Raw genomic sequence first — 17,878 nt, forward strand, 5'->3', positions numbered from 1 at the left:
GCGTATAATCGTCGGCAGCGTCAGATGTGTATAAGAGACAGCTCAAGGCCGGCGACCGGGGGTTCGTTGCAGCGCCCTATTCATCGGTCCCTTCATTGGTCCCTTCATTGGTCCCTGTCTTCTCCTTCAGCCCATAGACCTCGATCGGGTCGTTCAGCCCCTTCACCGGGTGCCAGCCGACCGAGACGAGACGGCTGGCGCAGGCCTCGGCCACCTCGGCGGAGGTCAGGACGTTGCGTTCCAGGCGGCTGCACAGCCCCTCGATCCGGCTGACCAGATTGACCGCCGGGCCGATGACGGTGAAGTCCAGCCGGTTGGCGGAGCCGATGTTCCCGTACATGACCTCGCCCATGTGGATCGCGATGCCGCAGCGCAGCGTCGGCTGGCCCCAGGCGGCGCGCTCGGCGTTGCGGGCGGCCATGTCGGTCAGCGCCTCCTGCGCGGCGTCCAGCGCTTTGGTGCAGGCGGCGGCCCCGGTCGGGTCGCTCTCCTCCAGCGGGAAGATGGCCAGCATGGCGTCGCCGATGAATTTCATGATCTCGCCGCCGCGGCTTTCCACGGCGCCGCCCATGATCTCGAAATAGCCGTTCAGCAGGGCGATCAGCTCCTCGCGCGGCAGCCGGTCGGCCAGCGAGGTGAAGCCGCGCAGGTCGCAGTACCACAGCACGGCGCGGACGTTTGCGCCGGTGCCGCGGCGGATGTCGCCGGACAGGATGCGCGCGCCGGTGCGGTGGCCGACATAGGTGTCCAGCACCGTCGTCGCCAGCCGCCGCAGCGCCAGCGTCTCCAGCACCGCGCCCAACGCCGGCAGCACCGCGTCGACCAGCGCCAGATCGGCGGTGGAGAAGCCGCCGGGCCGGTCGGTGGTGAAGCTCAGCACGTTGCGCCGCCCTCCGGCGAACAGAACCGTCATGGCGACATAGTCCGTCGCCCCCTGCGCCCGCAGTTCGGCGAAGACCGGGTATGGGTAGGGTGGCTCCATCTGCTCCAGCCGGTAGCGCAGGCCGTCGGCGCCGTCTTCGATCAGGGTGGCGAAGGGGCTGGTCAGATATTCGGTGCTGGTTTCCGTGCCGTGGGCGCGGGTGGCGATCTCCACCTGCTCGGCGTTGCGGCGCCAGAAGAAGGCGATGGTGCGGATCTGCGGGTGCAGCAGGGGCAGGGCGCAGACCGCGCGCAGCAGCGGGACGCCGGACGCCATCAGGCGCCGGCAGAAGCGGTCCATCATCTGCTCGAAGCCGGGCGCGTGCCGGCCTTCCAGAAGCAGCCATTCGACGACCTCCCGCGCGGCGTCGTCGATGGATGGGGCCGCAGGGGTTGCCGGTGCGGTGGCCGCGGGCGGTGCCATGCTCACGGATAGATAACCATAAAGATGCGATGCTTGATCTGTCGGCGGATTCTGCCCAAGTTTCGCCTACGCCGCCAGTGTTGTTCGGCGCCGATGGAGGATATCACCATGTTCATTCAGACCGAGCAGACGCCCAACCCGGCGACTCTCAAGTTCCTGCCGGGGCGTGACGTGCTCGGACGCGGCACCGCGGACTTCCCGTCCCGCGATGGTGCCGCCGCTTCGCCGCTGGCCCAGCGGCTGTTCGAGATCGACGGGGTCCAGGGCGTGTTCCTGGGCGCCGACTTCGTGACCATCACCAAGGCCGGCGACAAGGAGTGGTTCCTGCTGAAGCCGTCGATCCTCGGCGTCATCATGGAGCATTTCACCGCCAACCGCCCGGTGCTTCTGGAAGAGGCGGCCGGCGACGGCCACGCCGTCAGCGCGGACGACGACGAGATCGTCACCCAGATCAAGGAGCTGCTGGACACCCGCGTGCGTCCCGCGGTGGCCCAGGACGGCGGCGACATCACCTTCTACGGCTTCGAGGAGGGCGTGGTGTATCTGGAGATGAAGGGGGCCTGCTCCGGCTGCCCCAGCTCCACCGCCACGCTGAAGGCCGGCATCGAGAACATGCTGCGCCACTACATCCCCGAGGTGGTCGAGGTCCGCGCCGTCCGCTGACGGCATCCATCGGATGGGCGTGGTCCGAACGGACGGATCGCGCCCGCCGGTGTCGCCCTCCGCTTACTCCGGAACGACGAACTGCATGCCCAGCCAGCGCCAGCGTCCCTCGGGGCCGGGCAGGGTGCAATTCACGCGCGTGCGGCCCGGCGGGAAGGGGTCGCGGATGCGCACCTCCACCCGGTCCTCCGTCACGCGCTCCAGCGCCGTCCGGCCCTGGCCGGCGGCGAAGCAGGCCAGCCGCGCGATGTCGCCGATCTCGTCCGACACGGTGAAGCCGATCGACGGCGGGTTGACGGTCAGCAGCGGATCGTCGGGCGTCAGGTCGGTCACCGGCAGCGGCAGCGCGTTGGCGGCCAGCCGGAAGCGGTCGACGCTGCCGAAACTCTCGTTCATCACGAAACGCGGCAGGGTCGCCCGGTCGGCCTGCGGGTGCAGGACGCCCGACTGTTGGCCGAAGGCGGCGGCGAAGCCCTGCTCCGTCACGATGGTCCGCAGCGCCGACGACACCTCGCCCTGTGGGTAGGCGAACAGGGTGGGGCGCTGGCCGGTCTCCGCCTGCAGCCGGTCGGCCATGCGGCGCAGCTCCGCCTTCACCTCCTCGGCGGGGCGGGACACCAGCGACTGGGTGGAGGCGCCGAGCCCGCCAAGCGTGACCCCGGCGGCGGCGAGCTGCCGCACCTCCGCCCAGGTCATGTGGGCGGGCGACCCGCGGTCGATGGCGTCGGTCGCCACGAACAGGGTGAAGGGAAGACCCGCCGCCTTCAGCCGCGGCCACGCCTCACGGAAAGTGGAACGGCTGGCCTCGTCGATGGTGATCGCCACCGTCCGGTCGGGCAGCGGCGCGCCGCTGCGCAACGCCTCCAGGATGCGGGGCAGGGGCAGGACCTGGTAATCCCCGTCCTGAAGCTCGTCCAAATGGGCTTCGAACTGGTCGATCCGGATGCTGATGGATGGGGTCTGGTCCTCGCCGAAGCGGTCGTAGGCGAAGACGACGGCGGTGTTCGTGGTTCCGTCTGCCGCAACGCCGGGGCTTCCCGCCAGGGCCTGGAAGGCCCAGGCGGCGGCCACGGCGAAGAGGGTGGCGGCGCGGCGGAACGGCATGGCGGCCTGTCGTGGGTCCGGAACGGTCGCGCGGCCGGACGAGGGTCCGGGCTGCGCCACGGCTGGTGTGGCACAGGCACGCCGCCGGGAACAAGTCCGCAACACATACGCTGTGCTTCGCGCGCTTTCGTGATGCAGCCTTGCAACAACCCCTATGGCACTAGGCCCTATGGCGCCCGGCCGCCGACGGGGCGCCCGCGGCCGGACCGCCAGGGGCCGGATCGCCAGGGATCAGCCCATCATCAGGCCACCCAGCGCCGCGTCGGTCAGCAGGGGGTAGCGCTGCTCGTCCGGCAGTTGATAGTGCCACCACTCGCAGCTGTAATGCCGCCAGCCCGCCGCCGTCATGACGCCGAGAAGAGCGGCGCGGTTGCGCTGCTGCTCGGTGGTCAGGTCGGTGCGGCCATGATGGGACTGTTCGGTCATGTCGTCGAAGCCGGTGCCCATGTCCAGCGGGCGCCCGGTCCCGTCGGCCAGCGTCAGATCCACCGCGACGCCGCGGGAATGGGTGGAGCCGCCCGACGGATCGGCGATGTAGGACGGATCGGGCAGCGCCCGCCACAAGGCCCATTGCGCCTCGACCGGGCGGAAGGCATCGTACAGCCGCAACCGGCAGCCGATGCCGCGGGCCAGCCGGATCGCCGCACGCAACGCCGCCGCCGCGTCGGGGTGCAGCAGGCAATGCGGGTGCCGGTAGATGGGCACCGCGGTCAGGTTGTCCGGCGTGGCGTAGAGCAGGTCGATGTCGACGTCGAAGTCCGGCGGTGCGATGGGTGTAAGCATGATCCATGCCGTCAGGGAAGACCGGGGCTGTCTAGCACGCTCTTGACCCAGGGCTGAAGTGGGGCTTTGAAGATGGCGGATTTGATGAAAGCGTGGGGGTCATGAGAGTTCTGGGACTGGACACGGCGACCTCCGGCTGTTCCGCCGCGCTGTGGGATGACGGCGCCGTCACCGTGCGGCGGCGCGAGCCGATGGCCCGCGGGCAGGCGGAGGCGCTGGTGCCCCTGGCGCAGGCCGCGCTGGCGGAGGCCGGCTGCCCCTTCGACGCGCTCGACCGCATCGCCGTGACCGTCGGGCCGGGCGCCTTCACCGGCCTGCGCATCGCGCTGGCGGCGGCGCGCGGCTTCGCCCTGGCCGCCGGCCTGCCGGTGGTCGGGATCACCAGTTTCGACGCGGTCGTTCATGGATTGCCGGACGCGGAGCGGGATGGCCGCGCCGTGCTGGTCGCCGTGGACTCCCGCCGCACCGAGCCGTTCCTGCAACTCTTCCATCCGGACCTGACGCCGTTCGGCGAACCGGCGATGCTGGAGCCCGCCGCGGTGCCGGGCTGGCTGGACGGGCTGCTCGCCGGTGAAGCCGGTGCCGTGCCATTGCTGATCGCCGGGGACGGGGCAGCCGCGCTGCGCCCGCTTCTGGAAGGGCGTGCCGACACCGCGTTCGCCGTCGGCCCGGGCACGCCCGACGCCGCCGTGGTCGCCGCCCTGGGCGCCCGGCGGGAGGTCGGTCTGCCGGCCCAGCCCTTCTACCTGCGCCCGCCCGACGTCTCCCTGCCGCGGAAGACGGCATGACGGCGGCCCCGCCCGAGGTGTCCAGCCCCCGGACGTCCCATCCGGTGCGGCTTCAGGCCGCCGGCCTCGCCGACGCCTCGGTGATCGCAGCCTTGCAGCAGGGTTGCTTTCCCGACGATCCCTGGAGCGGCGAGGCGGTCGCAAGCCTGATCGGCCAGCCCGGCTTCTTCGCCGCGCTGGCCTTGCGGGAGGGCGTGGAGGGCGACGATCCGGTTGGCTTCCTGCTGGCGCGGGTCGCCGCGGAGGATGGCGAGATCATCGCCGTCGGCGTCCGGGCCGACGCGCGGGGGGAGGGCACCGGCCGGCGTCTGGTCGTGGCGGCGTTGGACGGCGCCCGGGCGCTGGGCGCCACGGCGCTGTTCCTTGAAGTCGCCGAAGACAATGGTATGGCGCAATCCCTGTATAAATCTTGTGGTTTCTTTGCCGTTGGCCGTCGTCCCGGCTATTACCGCAGGGCGGACGGAAGGGTTGCTGCCCTGGTGTTGCGGTATTCGTACACCGACAAATAAACCTTAACCTTTCTGAATCCACAAACGGTGCACCCCGTCCGGCTCATCCGGATTTTCGGGCGTCACGGCGAGAATGGAGTGACCCAGTTCGGCTAAGGATCGGGGTACATTCTCCAAGGGTTCGCCAGCGTTCAGCCGGACTTCAAGCGTCTGCCCGGCCGCCATGCGCTCCACCGACAACTTGGTCTTGACGAAGGTTAACGGGCACACCTCGCTGGTGATGTCCAAAAACAAATCCGACGATTTTTTTTCGTACACTGCTTCCTCTTTAAGAGCAAAGGATGGATATTGCACGCGGCCACAAACCTCTTTATATGGAGAGGAACGCCAAGCTGCGGAGCAAGCTTACATGAGCAATGGTAACCCTTCCAACGCGCTGTTGTCTCTGACCACGGAGATCGTGGCGGCGCATGTCTCGAACAATACAGTCGCTCTCGGCGATCTTCCGACGCTGATTGAGCAGGTGTACAAGTCACTCGCGAATGTCGGGACCGAGCCGGTTGCGACTGAGGAGCGTCCGCAGCCCGCGGTGCCCATCAAGAAGTCCGTCACTCCCGACTACATTGTATGCCTGGAGGATGGCAAGAAGCTGAAGATGCTGAAGCGCCATCTGAAGACGGCCTACGACATGTCGCCGGAGGAATACCGCGACCGTTGGGGCCTGCCGGCCGACTATCCGATGGTCGCCCCGAACTACGCCCGCCAGCGCAGCTCGCTGGCCAAGCAGATCGGTCTCGGCACCCGCGCCCGCCGCGGCGCGGCCTAAGGTCCATCGGGCTTGTGCGTTGGTGTCCGGCGGACCGCCGCTGTTCGGTCCGCCCCGGAACCCCATCGCCCGGATGTGACCGTTTCTTCCTTCCCGCGTGATCATTTGCCGTCCCGCCTTGCCGCCGTCCCCGTTCGTCGGGGCCGGACCTTGTGGCTTGCCCGGAGTCCGGGCTTGCCGGGGGCGGGTTCGTCACGTCGCGGTTGACCGGCAACCGGCCATTCGTGTTATCCCTGTTCCGTGCCCGACGGGGCTCCGGAAGGAGAACCGGCGGTTGCCGCGACCCGAACAACGCCAGCGAAGCGTCGAGTATGGCTGATACAGGCACGGACCAGGGCAGCTCTTCGGATCTGCGCATGGGCTCCCTCGAAGTGCGGCTGGCCGAAAGCGCCGCCGAGATCGATTGGGCGCAGGCGTTGCGCTACCGCGTCTTCTACGAGGAGATGTCGGCGGTGCCGTCGCCGGACATGGCCGCGCGCCATCGCGACTTCGACGATTTCGACACCATCTGCGACCATCTGCTGGTCATCGACCACGCCCGCGGCGACGGACCGGAGTCCGTGGTCGGCACCTACCGGCTGATCCGCCGCCCGGCGGCGGCCAAGGCCGGGCGCTTCTATTCCAGCGACGAATACGACATCGGGCGGCTGCTCAGCTATCCGGGGGAGATCCTGGAGCTCGGGCGGTCCTGCGTCGACGCCGCCTACCGCACGCGCGGCAGCAGCATGCAGCTGCTGTGGCGCGGCATCGCGGCTTATGTCTTCCACCACGACATCGCTGTGATGTTCGGCTGCGCCAGCCTGCCGGGCACCGACCCGGTGGCGATGGCCGAACCGCTCGCCTACCTGCATCACTTCCATCTGGCCCCGGAGGAGTTGCGCCCCGTGGCGCTGCCGGAACGCTATGTCGGCATGGATCTGATGCCCCGCGACCAGATCGATCCGAAGCGCGCGCTGACCGTTCTGCCGCCGCTGATCAAGGGCTATCTGCGGCTGGGCGGCTTCATTGGCGACGGTGCGGTGATCGATCACCAGTTCAACACCACCGACGTGTCGATCGTGGTGAAGACCGACCTGATCACCAACAAGTATTCCAAGCATTACGAGCGGCGCAGCCGCGACGCCCAGATCGCGTGATCCGCGATTGCATCAGGAGACGGGTCGCATGACGGCGGTGGATGCAACCGGTGCGCGTGCCCTGGGGTCGCCGGTGCGGGGCGGGCTTCGTCTGGCCGTCTATCTGCTGTGGACGCTCCTGCTGGTCCCGGTGCAGGCGCTGGCCGTCGCTGTGCGCTCGCCGCTGCGCTTCCGGATACCGCGGTTCTACCATCGGGTCTGCGCCGCCATCCTGGGCATCGGCGTCGTGGTGCGCGGCGAGCGCGCCACGGACGGGCCGGTGCTGTTCGTCTCCAACCATTCCTCCTACCTCGACATCACGGTGCTGGGGTCGGTCATTCCGGGCTCCTTCGTGGCGAAGAGCGAGGTCGCCGGCTGGCCTTTCTTCGGGGCGCTGGCGAAGCTCCAGCAGACCGTCTTCGTGGAGCGCAAGGCCCGCTCCGGGGTGGAGAAGCAGCGCGACGAGCTGGGCGCCCGGCTGGACGCCGGCGACAGCCTGATCCTGTTCCCCGAGGGCACCTCCAGCGACGGCAACCGCACGCTCCCCTTCAAGACGGCGCTGTTCGCGGTGGCCGCCCGGCGCATCGGGGACCGGCCGCTGACCGTGCAGCCGGTCAGCATCGCGCCGACGCGGCTGGACGGCATCCCGATGGGGATCGCCTTCCGTCCCTGTTACGCGTGGTACGGCGACATGGATCTCGCCCCCCATCTGTGGACCGTCTTCACGCTGGGCCGCATGACGGTGGAGGTGGAGTTCCACCCCCCGGTGACCATCGACGGCTTCTCCAGCCGGAAGGCCCTGGCCGACCATTGCCAGCGCGCCGTGGCGCGTGGCGTGGAGCGCGCGGTGTCCGGAAAGCCGCTGCCCACCGTCGTCTCGTGATGGAAACTTTCCACACCGCGGAATGGGCCGCGAAACGAATGATCGGCTCGCGGGCACGATTGACTCGTTTTCCCGCAGTCGTGCTACCATATCGGCTGGGTGCGATGCCGCGACGCGGCGGGTCGCGCGCCGGATTGCGCCGCTTGGACCGGTGCCGTCCAGGCGCGCGTTTTTGCATTGGTCGAGATCGCGGCTGGCCAAGACACAATTGGCCGAATTCGCGTTTGGTCCGGATCGTTCAGCGCTGTGGAAGGGATCGTTGAGTAAGAAGCTCTTCATCAAGACCTGGGGTTGTCAGATGAATGTCTACGACTCCGCCCGCATGGCGGATGTCCTGGCACCCCTGGGATACCGGCCGGTGGACGAGCCGGACGGCGCCGACATGGTGATCCTCAACACCTGCCACATCCGCGAAAAGGCCTCCGAGAAGGTGTTCTCGGAACTGGGCCGCCTGCGCCAGCTCAAGGACGTCAAGGCCGAGATCGGCGACGGCCGGATGATCGTCGCCGTGGCCGGCTGCGTCGCCCAGGCCGAGGGCGAGGAGATCGTCGCCCGCGCCCCCTTCGTGGACATGGTGTTCGGGCCGCAGACCTATCACACCCTGCCGGAAATGGTGGCCAAGGCCAGCCGCAAGGCGGGCAGCGTGCTCAACACCGACTTCCCCGTGGAGTCCAAATTCGACTTCCTGCCGGACGAGAGCGCCAGCCAGGGCGTCTCCGCCTTCCTGGCGGTGCAGGAGGGTTGCGACAAGTTCTGCACCTTCTGTGTGGTGCCCTACACCCGCGGCGCCGAGTTCTCGCGGCCCGGCGCCCAGATCGTGGCGGAGGCCCGGCGCCTCGTCGCCGGCGGCACGCGGGAGATCAACCTGCTCGGCCAGAACGTCAACGCCTGGCACGGGGAGGGGCCGGACGGCACCACCTGGGGCCTCGGACGGCTGGTCCGCGAACTGGCGGACATCGACGGGCTGGAGCGCATCCGCTACACCACCTCGCACCCGCGCGACATGGAGGACGACCTCATCCGCGCCCACGCCGAGGTGCCGCAGCTCATGCCCTACCTGCATCTTCCGGTGCAGGCGGGGTCGGACCGCGTGCTGGCGGCGATGAACCGCAAGCACACGGCGGACGACTACCGCCGCATCGTCGACCGGCTGCGCGCCGCCAAGCCGGATCTGGCGCTGTCGGGCGACTTCATCGTCGGCTTCCCCGGCGAGAGCGACGCCGATTTCGCGGCGACCCTGCGCCTCGTCACCGACGTCGGCTACGCCCAGGCCTATTCCTTCAAGTACAGCCCGCGCCCCGGCACCCCGGCGGCGCTGGAGCACGGCCAGCTGCCGGAAGACGTCAAGGACGCCCGTCTCGCCGCGCTCCAGCAGTTGCTGAACGCGCAGCAGCAGGCCTTCAACCAGAGCTTCGTCGGGCGCACCGTGCCGGTCCTGTTCGACCGCGTCGGCAAGCGTGCCGGCCAGCTCCTCGGCAAGAGCCCCTATCTGCAGTCGGTGCACGCCGACGCCAACGAGCGGCTGCTCGGCCGCATCGTCGAGGTGCGCATCGACGCCGCCCATCCGAACAGCCTTGCCGGCAGCGTGGCGACCGGTGAATACCGCAGCTCCGCCACCGGCACGCAACCCGTGGAGGCGACCGTTTGAACGGCTTGCCCGATCAGCGCCCCGACCCGCGCTCCGATCAACGCCCAGATCAACGGATTGATCTGAACTTCGACGACAACCGGCTGCTGCCGATGCTGTACGGGGAGCATGACCGCCACCTCGCCCGCATCGAGAACCAGCTGGGCGTTTCCCTGATTTCCCGCGGCAACACGCTGACCATCGCCGGTCCGGCGGAATCGTCGGAAGCCGCGCGTTCGGCCATCGATGCCCTCTATGAGCGACTGAAGCGCGGCATGACCGTCGGCACCGGCGAGGTGGACGCCGCCGTCCGCATGGCGACCGGCGTGGGCGGTGCCGTGCGCGACCAGAATCTGGCGACGCTCAGCCGTGGCGAGGTCGCGGTGCGCACCCGCCGCAAGGGCGCCATCACCCCGCGTTCCCCCATGCAGGCGGCCTATCTCCAGGCTCTGGCGGAAAGCGAGATGGTCTTCGGGCTCGGCCCGGCCGGCACCGGCAAGACCTACCTCGCCGTCGCGCAGGCGGTGGCGCTGCTGACCACCGGCCAGGTCGACCGCATCATCCTGTCGCGCCCCGCCGTCGAGGCGGGGGAGCGGCTGGGCTTCCTGCCCGGCGACCTCAAGGAGAAGGTGGACCCCTATCTGCGCCCGCTCTACGACGCGCTGCACGACATGCTACCGGCGGAGCAGGTGAAGAAGCGGCTGGAGTCCGGCGAGATCGAGATCGCGCCGCTCGCCTTCATGCGCGGCCGCACGCTCGCCAACGCTTTCGTCATCCTGGACGAGGCGCAGAACACCACGCCCATGCAGATGAAGATGTTCCTCACCCGCCTGGGCGAGGGGGGCCGCATGGCGGTCACCGGCGACATCTCCCAGACCGATCTGCCGGCCGGCGCCAAGTCCGGCCTGCGCGAGGCGCTGGACATCCTGGAGGGGGTGGAGGGCATCCGCTTCGTCCAGTTCACCGCCGCCGACGTGGTGCGCCACCCGCTGGTCGCCCGCATCATCCGCGCCTATGACCATGCCGAAGGCCAACGCAAACCCGCCCCCCGGCGGGCCGCCGCGGACGGCGGCGGGCCGGCGGCGGATGCGGAGGGAACACCGTGATGGCCGTCGATGTCGTCGTTTCACGTGAAGCGGGCGATTGGGCTGACAACGCCGAATGGCTGTGCGAACGGGCGGCGCTCGCTGCGCTCTCCGTCACCTACGACGAGGATGAGGGGCCGGCGGAGTTGTCCGTCGTGCTGGCCGACGACGCTCTGGTGCACCGCCTGAACCGCGAATACCGTGGCAAGGACAAGCCGACCAACGTGCTGTCCTTCGCCCTGACCGAAGCGGAGGAGCCCGAACTGGGCGAGGACGCGCCGGTCATGCTGGGCGACGTGATCCTGGCCTGGGAGACCGTCGCCCGTGAAGCCGCCGAGCAGGGTAAAACACCTTCGGACCATATGACCCACCTTGTGGTGCATGGCGTTCTTCATTTGCTCGGGTATGATCATGAGACGGATGACGAGGCCGAGGAGATGGAGCAGCTCGAAACCGACGTGCTCGCGACCCTCGGCATCGCCGACCCGTACGCCGCCACGCGCTCTCCGCCCGGGGAGCCGAATTTGGACGAACAACCACCGGACCGATGAGCGAGATTTCCGACAGTCGAACGCCCCGTGAAGACGGGGCCGAAGATCAGCAATCCTTGGGCCACCTGTTTCGCGGGTGGATGAGGACCGTCCTGGGGGGGCGCGACGACGCCACCCTGCGCGCCACGATCGAAGACCTGATCGAGGATCAGGACAGCGGCGAGGGATCGCTGGGGGCGGGCGAGCGCGCTTTGCTCGCCAACATCCTGAAGCTGCGCGACCGCACCGTCGACGACGTGATGGTGCCCCGCGCGGACATCGTGGCGGTCGATGTGGACACCCCGTTCCCCGCCCTGGTCCAGCGCATGGCGGAGGAAGCCCATTCCCGCCTGCCGGTGTTCCGTGAAACGCTCGACGACGTCGTGGGCATGGTCCACATCAAGGACGTTCTGGTGGCGATGGCCAGCCGGACGCCGGTCGAGCTGAAGGACATCGTGCGCGATCTCAGCATCGTCGCACCCAGCATGCCGGTGGTCGACCTGCTGGTGCAGATGCGCCAGAAGCGCCAGCACATGGCGCTGGTGGTCGACGAGTTCGGCGGCATCGACGGCCTCGTCACCATCGAGGATCTGGTCGAGGAGATCGTCGGCGAGATCGAGGACGAGCACGACGAAGAGGCGACCCCCCATTTCGTCGAACGTCCAGACGGCACGATCCTCGCCGACGCCCGTGTCTCCATCGAGGATTTCGAGGACCGCGTCGGCGCCTTCCTGACCGAGGAGGAGCGCGAGGAGGTCGACACGCTCGGTGGTCTCGTCGTCTCGCTGGCCGGACGCGTGCCCGGTCGCGGGGAAATGCTGACCCATCCCTCCGGCCTGGAGTTCGAGATCGTCGAGGCCGACCCCCGCCGCATCAGGCGGCTGCGCGTCCGCACCGCCCCCGCCGAGAACTCCGCCCTGGCCGAGGTCGGGTAAGCCCCTCGGGGTTTTTCACCACGAAGACACGAAGGACACAAAGACGGCACAAAGAGGCTCTACCGCATCCCCGGACCCACCGGTGAAGCGGGAGCCTCTCTGTGCCCCTCTTCGTGTCTTCGCGCCTTCGTGGTGACGTCGTTTCCAACCCGGCACAATCCTCTCTCCAGCCCATCCGCATCCGGAGTGTCACCCCTTGACCGCCACCGACATGACGACCCCCCCGGCCCGGCTGGGCCGCCTGTCCGCGGGTCTGGCCGGGCTGACCGGTTGGCGCCGGCTGCTGGCGGCGGCGGGATTCGGCGGGCTGGCGACGCTGGCCCTGCCGCCGGCCGGCGCGGTGCCGCTGCTGCTGATCGCCTTTCCCGGGCTGCTCTGGCTGCTCGACGGGGCCAGGACCAAGCGGCAGGCCTTCGCGGTGGGCTGGTTCTTCGGCTTTGGCCATCACCTGCTCGGCCTCTACTGGATCAGCGCGGCTCTGTTCACCGACATCGAGCGCTTCTGGTGGGCGCTGCCGCTGTCGGCGGCGGGGCTGCCCATCCTGCTGGCGATGTTCACCGGCTTTGCCTCGCTGCTGGTCTGGACGCTGAAGGGAAGGGGGCTGGGGCGGGTGTTCCTGTTCGCCGCCTCCTGGGCGCTGTTCGAATGGCTGCGCGGCCATGTCTTCACCGGCTTCCCATGGAACCTCGTCGGCTATGGCTGGACGGGCGTCCTGCCGGTTCTGCAGGGCGTCTCGCTGATCGGCATTTATGGCCTCAGCCTGCTGACCGTGCTGGTGGCGTCGCTGCCGGCGGGCTTGGCCGACACGGCGGTGCCGCGCCGCCGCGCCTGGGGGGCGCTGGCCGCCGGGCTGGCGCTGTTCGCGGCGCTGGGCGCCTGGGGCGGGCTGCGGCTGGCCGGGGCGTCGGACGCGGCGGTGCCCGGCGTGCGGCTGCGGCTCGTCCAGCCGGCCATCGACCAGCGGCTGAAATGGGCGGCGGGCGAGCGGGTGCGCAACGTCCAGCAGCAGATGGAACTCTCCGTAGCCCCGTCCAGCGAGCCGGTCACTCACGTGATCTGGGCGGAGACCGCGGTGCCGCTGTTCCTCGACCAGGACGCCCGCCTGCGTCAGGCGCTGGGGTCGGTCACCCCACCCGGCGGGCTGCTCATCACCGGGGTGCCGCGCATGGAGACCGGACCGGAGGGCGCGCCGCTCTATTACAACAGCCTGGCGGCGGTCGACGGCAGCGGCGCGGTGACGGGGCGCTTCGACAAGTTCCACCTCGTGCCCTTCGGCGAATACATGCCGCTGCGCCACTGGCTGCCGGTCGGGGCCATCGCCGGCAACGGGGCCGAGTTCTCCGCCGGGCCGGGGCCGGTGTCGCTCGATCTCAAGGGCCTGCCGCCGGTCAGCCCGCTGATCTGCTACGAGGTGATCTTTCCCGGCGCCGTTCTGCCGAGCGGTGAAGATGGCGCCGGACGGCCGCGCTGGATGCTGAACCTGACCAACGACGCCTGGTACGGCAACACCGCCGGCCCGCACCAGCACTTCGCCATCGCCCGGACCCGCGCGGTGGAGGAGGGGATGCCGCTGGTCCGCGTCGCCAACACCGGCATCTCCGGCGTGGTGGACGCCCACGGCCGCATCACAGCCATGCTGCCGCTTGGTCACAGGGGTGTGGTCGATGCGGCCTTGCCGGAAGCGCTGACCGCCCCCACTCTCTACGGACGTGTGGGCGATGGCGCGTTTGGGTTGCTTCTTTTGACCTGTTTCGCGGTGGGCCTGCGCGCACGACATCGCAGTTAGCGCATCCGAGACTCTTTTTTCAATCACGCGCATCGGGAGCGCTCGGGCGCGCTTGACTGCATACATGGATATGTCGTATCAAGGTTGCACAACTGTTTCAGGGAATTAGAGCAATGCAAGCAACGCCAGCGCGGGGCCGCCGGGCCACTGCCGGCCGTCCCAAGACGGGAAAGCCGAACCCGATCGACGTTCACGTCGGTTCCCGCGTCCGGTTGCGCCGGACCCTTCTGGGTATGAGCCAGGAAAAGCTGGGCGAGGCCATCGGCCTGACCTTCCAGCAGGTGCAGAAGTACGAGCGCGGCGCCAACCGCATCGGCGCGTCGCGCCTGTTCGACCTCAGCCGCGTCCTGGACGTGCCGGTGTCCTTCTTCTTCGACGACATGCCGGCGGAAGCCGCCGCGGCTCCGGTTGACGACGAAGAGGGCAACGCCGCCGGTTTCGAGGAGCGTTCGGGCGGCTACGAGCCGGATCCGATGGCCAAGCGCGAGACGCTGGAGCTGGTGCGCGCCTATTACCGCATCAACGACCCGTCGGTGCGCAAGCGCCTGTTCGAGCTGACCAAGGCCGTTGCCAATTCCGGCATGGTCGAAGCGGCCGAATAACACGGTTTAGAGACCTGAGCCGAACAACCGGAAGCAATCCGGACGGCAGGAAGATTGGGGAACGCGGCCCTCCGGCCCGTTCCCCGATGTCGTTTCAAGGCGAATTTCCGGCGGCCTCCTCTAACCCCGGGGAGATTGCTTGACCTGGAACGCAAACCTTGTCACATACGGAAAATGACTGGCTTTCCGTGGGTGCTGCGCCGGTCTCCCAATTTAGTTTTGTTGAATAGCCCCCGCCCATTGCCGAGGTTCGTCGTGGCCAAGCTCAACTACGTGTTCACCAGCGAGTCCGTGTCCGAAGGCCATCCGGACAAGGTGTGCGACCGCATCTCCGACGCCATCGTCGATCTGTACCTGTCGCACGATCCCTACGCCCGCGTGGCGGTGGAAACGCTGGCGACCACCAACCAGATCGTGCTGGCTGGTGAGGTGCGCGGGCCGGAGAGCATCACCCCCGACATGCTGGTCCAGGTCGCCCGTGCCGCGGTGAAGGACATCGGCTACGAGCAGGACGGCTTCCATTGGGAGAAGATGGACGTCAAGTGCTTCGTCCACTCGCAGTCCGCCGACATCGCGGTCGGCGTCGACGCCGCGGGTGAGAAGGACGAGGGCGCCGGCGACCAGGGCATCATGTTCGGCTACGCCTGCAACGAGACGCCGGCGCTGATGCCGGCGCCGATCTATTACAGCCACGCCATCCTGAAGTCGCTGGCCGAGGCCCGCCATTCCGGCTCCGCTCCGCAGCTCGGCCCCGACGCCAAGAGCCAGGTGACGCTGCAGTACGAGAACGGCAAGCCGGTGCGCGCCACCGCAGTGGTCGTCTCCACCCAGCACGCCGACGGCCTGACCCAGGAGGAGGTGCGCGAGATCGTCCGTCCGCATGTCCTGAACGTCCTGCCCGCCGGCTGGATGTGCGACGAGGCGAACTTCTACGTCAACCCGACCGGCCGCTTCGTCATCGGCGGTCCGGACGGCGACGCCGGTCTGACCGGCCGCAAGATCATCGTCGACACCTACGGCGGTGCCGCGCCGCACGGCGGCGGAGCCTTCTCCGGCAAGGACCCGACCAAGGTCGACCGTTCCGCCGCCTACGCCGCGCGTTACCTCGCCAAGAATGTGGTCGCCGCCGGCCTGGCCGAACGTTGCACGATCCAGCTCTCCTATGCCATCGGCGTGTCGAAGCCGCTGTCGGTCTATGTGGACACCCACGGCACCGGCACGGTCGACGAGGACCGGCTGTCGGAGGTTCTGCAGAAGCTGGTGGACCTGTCGCCGCGCGGCATCCGCACGCATCTCGGCCTGAACAAGCCGGTCTACGCCCGCACCGCCGCCTACGGCCATTTCGGCCGCGAGGCGGAGGCCGACGGCGGCTTCTCCTGGGAGAAGACCGATCTCGTCAACGACCTGCGCGCCGCCTTCTTCTAAGACAGGCTTCTTCTAAGACCGGACCCGTCCGTCCGGGATGCAGGGGCCATGCGGCCCCTGCATTCGTTTTGGGACCCTGCTGTCACGATGACCGACTCCTTCCTGGACTCGTCCAAAAGGCTCTACGGGCGGCGCAAGGGGCGTCCGCTCCGCAAGCGCAAGACCGAACTGCTCGACGGGCTTTTGCCATCGCTGGAAATCCCGGTGCCTCAGCCGGGCGACCGGATCGACCCCCACGCCCTGTTCGCCAACCCCATGCGCGACATCTGGCTGGAGGTCGGCTTCGGCAGCGGCCACCACATGGCGTGGCAGGCGGCGAACAACCGCGACGTCGGGGTGATCGGGGCCGAGCCCTTCATCAACGGCGTGGCCGGCCTGCTCAAGTTGGTGGACGACGAGGGCGTGCAGGACAATGTCCGCATCCTGCCGGACGACGCCCGTCCGCTGCTCGACGCCCTGCCGGACGCCTCCATTGGGCGCGCCTTCGTGCTGTTCGCCGATCCCTGGCCGAAGAAACGCCACTGGGAACGCCGCTTCATCGGTCCGGACAACCTGCCGCGCCTCGCGCGCGTGCTGAAGGACGGGGCGGAACTGCGTCTGGCCAGCGACGACATGGGGCTGGTGCGCTGGATGCTGGAGCACACGGTCCGGCATCCCGATTTCGAATGGACCGCCCGCGGCCCGTCCGACTGGCGCCAGCGCATCGCGGACTGGCCGCCCACCCGCTATGAGGAAAAGGCCATCGAGGCCGGGCGCAAGCCGGTCTTCATGCGCTTCATCCGCAAGGCGCGGGGGTAGACACCACCGGCTCCCCGTAATGCTCCACCAGCGGGAACGGATCGTAGAAGCGGTGGAGCAGGGCCTTCCAGCGGGCGTAGCGCTCGGACCCGCGGAAGCCTTCGGTGTGGTTCTCCAGCCGGTCCCAGCGGACGAGAAGAAGGTAGCGGTCCGGCGCCTCGAGGCAGGGCCGCACCTCCAGCCCGAGGAAACCCGGAGTCGCGGCGATCAGGGGCTGCGCCTCGGCCATCGCGCGTTCGAAAGCCGGGCCCTGGCCGGGTTTGACCGCTAGGAGGGCCGTTTCGAGGATCACGGTGAGCTGCCTTTCCAAGGTGTTTTCGGCAAGGTGCGACGGCCGCCGAAGGCTTGACTTTACCCCGGCCGGACCCGCCCACCAAGCGCCTGGCATAGAACCTTGCGGAAAAGCGCTTGCGGCTTGCTCCGGAATGTCTATATTCACCGCATGAACCCATACGGATCGGCGGCTCGGGAAACCGGGCCGGCGGGACGCTTTGCGGGTGGGCCTTGGCCCACTTATTTTTTTATCAGCGTATGGAATCCCCGTGTTGGTCCCAGGGCGCTGTGCCAGGGGAGACCGCGGGGGCGGGTCAGGTGGAATGGAAGCAACCGGTCGTATCGAGCAGATCATCACGCCGTCGGTCGAGGCCATGGGCTACGAACTCGTGCGTGTGCAGTTGACCGGTGGGCAGCGCATGGTTCTGCAGGTCATGGCGGAACGCGCCGACGGCGCGCCCATGACGGTCGAAGACTGCGCCGACATCAGCCGCGCGATCTCCGCGGTGCTCGACGTTGAAGATCCGATCAAGAGCGCCTACACGCTGGAGGTCAGTTCGCCCGGCATCGACCGGCCGCTGACCCGTCTGAAGGATTTCGAGCGTTTCGCCGGTTTCGAGGCCAAGCTGGAGACCCGGCTCGCCGTCGATGGCCGCAAGCGCTTCAAGGGCATGCTGAAGGGCGTCGAAGACGGCCTCGTGTGCATCGAATCGGAACAGGGAGCCGCCCGGTTGGAGTTCGACAACATCCTGCGCGCCAAGCTGGTCTTGACGGATGAACTGATCCGCGCCAGCCAGGGCCAGGGTTGACGGCCGCTCCGGGCTTCACTCGAAGAACAAACGCCAGTCCAGGAAGTGTGAC

Annotated in this window: 20 protein-coding genes; 15 read left to right on the forward strand and 5 right to left on the reverse strand. The window is 68.5% G+C overall.

Annotated features, from left to right (window positions below):
• Positions 1-76: 76 nt before the first annotated feature.
• On the reverse strand, positions 77-1,345 hold the full coding sequence (locus Q4I23_RS03285; protein WP_498525325.1) for an adenylate/guanylate cyclase domain-containing protein: 1,269 nt from the start codon (positions 1,343-1,345) through the stop codon (positions 77-79).
• A 108-nt stretch (positions 1,346-1,453) separates the two neighbouring features.
• Between Q4I23_RS03285 and Q4I23_RS03290 the strand changes: the two genes are divergently transcribed.
• Positions 1,454-2,008, forward strand: a complete 555-nt coding sequence (locus Q4I23_RS03290) for a NifU family protein (protein ID WP_454020237.1) — start codon at positions 1,454-1,456, stop codon at positions 2,006-2,008.
• A 63-nt stretch (positions 2,009-2,071) separates the two neighbouring features.
• Here the strand turns inward: Q4I23_RS03290 and Q4I23_RS03295 are convergent, their stop codons facing one another.
• Together Q4I23_RS03295 and ddpX are read right to left on the reverse strand one after the other, a co-directional pair.
• Positions 2,072-3,112 carry a polysaccharide deacetylase family protein gene (locus tag Q4I23_RS03295; protein ID WP_454020236.1) on the reverse strand — a complete coding sequence of 347 codons (1,041 nt, stop codon included), beginning with the start codon at positions 3,110-3,112 and terminating at the stop codon, positions 2,072-2,074.
• A gap of 231 nt (positions 3,113-3,343) precedes the next feature.
• Entirely contained in the window at positions 3,344-3,895 is a 552-nt protein-coding gene (gene ddpX / locus Q4I23_RS03300; RefSeq protein WP_498525305.1) for a D-alanyl-D-alanine dipeptidase, read from the reverse strand.
• Between the two features lie 101 nt (positions 3,896-3,996).
• On the opposite strand from ddpX, the gene tsaB reads away from it, so the two are divergent.
• Together tsaB and Q4I23_RS03310 are read left to right on the forward strand one after the other, a co-directional pair.
• On the forward strand, positions 3,997-4,683 hold the full coding sequence (tsaB, locus tag Q4I23_RS03305; RefSeq protein WP_498525306.1) for a tRNA (adenosine(37)-N6)-threonylcarbamoyltransferase complex dimerization subunit type 1 TsaB: 687 nt from the start codon (positions 3,997-3,999) through the stop codon (positions 4,681-4,683).
• Positions 4,680-5,192: a GNAT family N-acetyltransferase gene (locus Q4I23_RS03310; protein ID WP_498525307.1), complete on the forward strand. Its 513-nt coding sequence runs from the start codon at positions 4,680-4,682 to the stop codon at positions 5,190-5,192. Before tsaB ends, Q4I23_RS03310 begins: the two co-directional genes overlap by 4 nt.
• A 3-nt stretch (positions 5,193-5,195) precedes the next feature.
• Here the strand turns inward: Q4I23_RS03310 and Q4I23_RS03315 are convergent, their stop codons facing one another.
• On the reverse strand, positions 5,196-5,450 hold the full coding sequence (locus Q4I23_RS03315) for a sulfurtransferase TusA family protein (RefSeq protein WP_498525326.1): 255 nt from the start codon (positions 5,448-5,450) through the stop codon (positions 5,196-5,198).
• 91 nt (positions 5,451-5,541) lie between these two features.
• Here Q4I23_RS03315 and Q4I23_RS03320 point away from each other — a divergent pair, with 91 nt between their 5' ends.
• The 11 genes from Q4I23_RS03320 (at position 5,542) to trmB (ending at position 16,744) form a co-directional block, all read left to right on the forward strand.
• Positions 5,542-5,958: a Ros/MucR family transcriptional regulator gene (locus tag Q4I23_RS03320; RefSeq protein WP_014238866.1), complete on the forward strand. Its 417-nt coding sequence runs from the start codon at positions 5,542-5,544 to the stop codon at positions 5,956-5,958.
• Between the two features lie 311 nt (positions 5,959-6,269).
• Positions 6,270-7,094 (forward strand): GNAT family N-acetyltransferase, encoded by an 825-nt coding sequence (locus Q4I23_RS03325; RefSeq protein ID WP_174440254.1) that lies wholly within the window; start codon positions 6,270-6,272, stop codon positions 7,092-7,094.
• Positions 7,095-7,122: 28 nt separating this feature from the next.
• Positions 7,123-7,956, forward strand: coding sequence for a lysophospholipid acyltransferase family protein (locus tag Q4I23_RS03330; protein ID WP_498525308.1), 834 nt, complete (start codon positions 7,123-7,125; stop codon positions 7,954-7,956).
• Positions 7,957-8,215: 259 nt separating this feature from the next.
• Positions 8,216-9,604 (forward strand): tRNA (N6-isopentenyl adenosine(37)-C2)-methylthiotransferase MiaB, encoded by a 1,389-nt coding sequence (miaB, locus tag Q4I23_RS03335; protein ID WP_498525309.1) that lies wholly within the window; start codon positions 8,216-8,218, stop codon positions 9,602-9,604.
• A gap of 5 nt (positions 9,605-9,609) precedes the next feature.
• Complete coding sequence (locus Q4I23_RS03340; RefSeq protein WP_454020536.1) at positions 9,610-10,689, forward strand: PhoH family protein; 1,080 nt, start codon at positions 9,610-9,612, stop codon at positions 10,687-10,689.
• Positions 10,689-11,219, forward strand: coding sequence for an rRNA maturation RNase YbeY (gene ybeY / locus Q4I23_RS03345; protein WP_014238860.1), 531 nt, complete (start codon positions 10,689-10,691; stop codon positions 11,217-11,219). Before Q4I23_RS03340 ends, ybeY begins: the two co-directional genes overlap by 1 nt.
• A complete protein-coding gene (locus tag Q4I23_RS03350; RefSeq protein ID WP_454020230.1) occupies positions 11,216-12,133 on the forward strand; it encodes a hemolysin family protein in 918 nt (305 codons plus the stop codon). The genes ybeY and Q4I23_RS03350 overlap by 4 nt, the downstream gene beginning before the upstream one ends.
• Before the next feature lie 196 nt (positions 12,134-12,329).
• Entirely contained in the window at positions 12,330-13,919 is a 1,590-nt protein-coding gene (gene lnt / locus Q4I23_RS03355; RefSeq protein WP_498525310.1) for an apolipoprotein N-acyltransferase, read from the forward strand.
• A 113-nt stretch (positions 13,920-14,032) separates the two neighbouring features.
• Complete coding sequence (locus Q4I23_RS03360; protein WP_145623114.1) at positions 14,033-14,521, forward strand: helix-turn-helix domain-containing protein; 489 nt, start codon at positions 14,033-14,035, stop codon at positions 14,519-14,521.
• Between the two features lie 255 nt (positions 14,522-14,776).
• Positions 14,777-15,946, forward strand: coding sequence for a methionine adenosyltransferase (metK, locus tag Q4I23_RS03365; protein ID WP_014238855.1), 1,170 nt, complete (start codon positions 14,777-14,779; stop codon positions 15,944-15,946).
• Between the two features lie 87 nt (positions 15,947-16,033).
• On the forward strand, positions 16,034-16,744 hold the full coding sequence (gene trmB / locus Q4I23_RS03370) for a tRNA (guanine(46)-N(7))-methyltransferase TrmB (RefSeq protein ID WP_498525311.1): 711 nt from the start codon (positions 16,034-16,036) through the stop codon (positions 16,742-16,744).
• Here trmB and Q4I23_RS03375 read toward each other — a convergent pair.
• Positions 16,722-17,036, reverse strand: coding sequence for an antibiotic biosynthesis monooxygenase family protein (locus Q4I23_RS03375; RefSeq protein WP_454020227.1), 315 nt, complete (start codon positions 17,034-17,036; stop codon positions 16,722-16,724). The two genes, trmB and Q4I23_RS03375, sit on opposite strands and share 23 nt — an antisense overlap.
• Positions 17,037-17,340: 304 nt before the next feature.
• Here Q4I23_RS03375 and rimP point away from each other — a divergent pair, with 304 nt between their 5' ends.
• On the forward strand, positions 17,341-17,826 hold the full coding sequence (gene rimP / locus Q4I23_RS03380; protein WP_094301442.1) for a ribosome maturation factor RimP: 486 nt from the start codon (positions 17,341-17,343) through the stop codon (positions 17,824-17,826).
• Positions 17,827-17,878 lie beyond the last annotated feature (52 nt).

It is taken from the genome of Azospirillum sp. UFLA03-27, from assembly GCF_059803775.1.

Excerpts from the sequence above, each read along its gene's own strand:
- Q4I23_RS03330 (WP_498525308.1), top strand. The coding sequence starts at position 7,123 with ATGACGGCGGTGGATGCAACCGGTGCGCGTGCCCTGGGGTCGCCGGTG.
- Q4I23_RS03310 (WP_498525307.1), top strand. The coding sequence starts at position 4,680 with ATGACGGCGGCCCCGCCCGAGGTGTCCAGCCCCCGGACGTCCCATCCG.
- Q4I23_RS03325 (WP_174440254.1), top strand. The coding sequence starts at position 6,270 with ATGGCTGATACAGGCACGGACCAGGGCAGCTCTTCGGATCTGCGCATG.
- Q4I23_RS03320 (WP_014238866.1), top strand. The coding sequence starts at position 5,542 with ATGAGCAATGGTAACCCTTCCAACGCGCTGTTGTCTCTGACCACGGAG.
- Q4I23_RS03290 (WP_454020237.1), top strand. The coding sequence starts at position 1,454 with ATGTTCATTCAGACCGAGCAGACGCCCAACCCGGCGACTCTCAAGTTC.
- rimP (WP_094301442.1), top strand. The coding sequence starts at position 17,341 with ATGGAAGCAACCGGTCGTATCGAGCAGATCATCACGCCGTCGGTCGAG.
- tsaB (WP_498525306.1), top strand. The coding sequence starts at position 3,997 with ATGAGAGTTCTGGGACTGGACACGGCGACCTCCGGCTGTTCCGCCGCG.
- Q4I23_RS03350 (WP_454020230.1), top strand. The coding sequence starts at position 11,216 with ATGAGCGAGATTTCCGACAGTCGAACGCCCCGTGAAGACGGGGCCGAA.
- trmB (WP_498525311.1), top strand. The coding sequence starts at position 16,034 with ATGACCGACTCCTTCCTGGACTCGTCCAAAAGGCTCTACGGGCGGCGC.
- Q4I23_RS03295 (WP_454020236.1), bottom strand. The coding sequence starts at position 3,112 with ATGCCGTTCCGCCGCGCCGCCACCCTCTTCGCCGTGGCCGCCGCCTGG.
- Q4I23_RS03360 (WP_145623114.1), top strand. The coding sequence starts at position 14,033 with ATGCAAGCAACGCCAGCGCGGGGCCGCCGGGCCACTGCCGGCCGTCCC.
- ybeY (WP_014238860.1), top strand. The coding sequence starts at position 10,689 with ATGGCCGTCGATGTCGTCGTTTCACGTGAAGCGGGCGATTGGGCTGAC.
- Q4I23_RS03285 (WP_498525325.1), bottom strand. The coding sequence starts at position 1,345 with ATGGCACCGCCCGCGGCCACCGCACCGGCAACCCCTGCGGCCCCATCC.
- ddpX (WP_498525305.1), bottom strand. The coding sequence starts at position 3,895 with ATGCTTACACCCATCGCACCGCCGGACTTCGACGTCGACATCGACCTG.